The sequence below is a fragment of the Helicobacter baculiformis genome (genome assembly GCF_900197685.1).
GTDB classification, from domain to species: Bacteria; Campylobacterota; Campylobacteria; order Campylobacterales; family Helicobacteraceae; genus Helicobacter; species Helicobacter baculiformis.
The window spans coordinates 1-2,168 of the sequence record NZ_FZMF01000065.1; the positions used below are offsets into that span (position 1 = coordinate 1).

Sequence of the window (2,168 nt, forward strand, 5' to 3'; positions counted from 1 at the left end):
GCAGAATCAGACGCTCTGCCTATTCAAGACTTGCACGCCATTCAGTCCAATTTCTTTGGCAAAAGACACTCTAAGAGAGACAACACCACTTTCATAGATTATCACATTGGTGAAACCTACAATATCCGCCTGCGCTATGCGATGACCACCACCTTTATTTTCAACGACAATATCTCTCAAGTCATTTTAGGCGATGAAATTGGCTTTTCTACCAAAATGCTAGGCACGGATAAAGAACATCTCATCAGCAATATCTTGCTCATCAAGCCCTTGCAAATAGGCGTGGATAGCAATCTAACCATTGTAGGCAAGAGTGGCAAGGTGTATAGCTTCTATATCTTTTCTACCAACTACACCAGCCACAAGACCCCCGCCCTCATTGTTTATGTCTCTTCTAAGGATTTTTTCAAACCTTTAAGAGAGCCCGTAGAAGAAGAGAAGGCACTAGAATCTCCAAGTCCAAAGCAGATAACATCCCAAAAGCCAACCCAGTACAAAAAGACAGCTAAAAACAAGAGAATATCTAAAAAGACAGCCAAACCGGCTGTTCGGGCAACAGCCCCCATTGAAGAGCCAAATCGCCGTTATGCTAGCGATGCCTTTTCGGTGATTTCCAATAATACTCAAGATGACAAATCCCAAGACTCTGTGGATTTTAAAAAACTAGACTATGCCGCTCAAGTGAGCGATGATGGAAAGTATTTAAAAATCGGAGATGGAGTCAATCACATCTACATTGAAAAATCCAAGATTGAACGCGGTTATGTGATTGTGCCAACCAAAAAGCGCAAATGGTATTGTTTGTGGATTTGCAAAAAGCCCGGTAAGAAAGCTCCTGCTTTCAAACCCTTAGACATTTTCAACGATCAGCAATTCACTTATTTTAAATTTGATAGAGCTAACGCGCATTCTAAATTCCCGGTGCTCTACAAAGTCGTAGATGGCTATGACAATCCTGTTAATAGCCGTGTGGTAGGCGATTACATCATCGCTGAAGATGTGAGCGATGTGTGGAACTTGAAGATGGGCAAGGACATTATTTGTGTCAAAAAACTCCACCCAAAGAGTCAACATGGACACTAATACCAAGAAATGGTTCAAAATAGGGGGAATGGTGTTTGGGGGGGCTTTTGGCTTGTTTGCGTTAGCCATGATTGTAGATAAGAGCGGGGGCAATGATAAGGAGGAAATTTTAGATGTGAAAGAGAACACCTATCCTTTGAGCGATTATTTTTTCATCAATGCAGATAAGCACACTCTTAAAGAGAGGCACAAACGCATAGAAGAAGAGAAGGAAAGAAAGGATTACAGGGCTCTTAACCAAGAGTTGGAAGCCCAGAATAAAGCCTTAGAAAAAGCTCTAGAGAGTGCCAAGCAAGAAGCCAAGAAGCCCCCTCAAGTGGTTGTGCTTAAAAGCACAGAGACACCTAAACCTATTAGAAGTGTGGAGACACCCCAGCCTGTTGTGCCCCCACGCACTAGAAGACTCACCAAAGAGCAACTAGAGCTCTTAAACTCTAGGGCACAACCCTTTGAACCCCTGCCTGATGCGCCCAAAGCCCAGATTGAATATGGCGCAGATAGCTTTGAAAATCTCAAAGCCCAGGATAGGGGGACAAATGAAAATAGACTCTTAAGAACCATCACAGCCGACAAGATGATCCCCGCCTTTCTCATCACCCCCATTTCTAGCCAAATTGCAGGCAAGGTTACTGCACAAGTTGAGACAGATATTTTTGCAAGCATGGGTAGAGCGGTGCTCATCCCTAAAGGCTCAAAGGTCATTGGCTACTACAATAACAATAACAAGATAGGGGAGTACCGCCTCAATATTGCATGGACACGCATCATCACCCCGCAGGGGATTAATATTATGCTCACTAACGCTAGGGGGGCAGATGTGAAGGGCTACAATGGGCTCATTGGCAAGGTTATTGCGCGCAATTTTCAAAAATACGGCTTGCCTCTGCTCACCTCTACTCTCTCTAATGGTTTGCTCATTGGCTTGACTTCAGCTTTGGCTAATAGACAGAATAAAGCAGGGGTAGGCAATCCCTTCTTTGGGGATTATTTGCTCATGCAACTCACCCGCAATACAGGGATGAATCTCAACCAAGTGGTCGGACAAATCCTAGCAGATAAAGCCCATATCAACCCCATCATTATTA

Annotated in this window: 2 protein-coding genes; both read left to right on the forward strand. The window is 43.8% G+C overall.

Annotated elements, in window-relative coordinates; genetic code table 11:
• The coding region (locus tag C6G87_RS07655) for a TrbG/VirB9 family P-type conjugative transfer protein (protein ID WP_104752919.1) at positions 1–1,083 on the forward strand (1,083 nt) is incomplete at its 5' end.
• A partial coding sequence (locus C6G87_RS07660) for a DNA type IV secretion system protein ComB10 (RefSeq protein ID WP_104752920.1) occupies positions 1,073–2,168 on the forward strand: 1,096 nt, incomplete at its 3' end. The genes C6G87_RS07655 and C6G87_RS07660, both read left to right, overlap by 11 nt.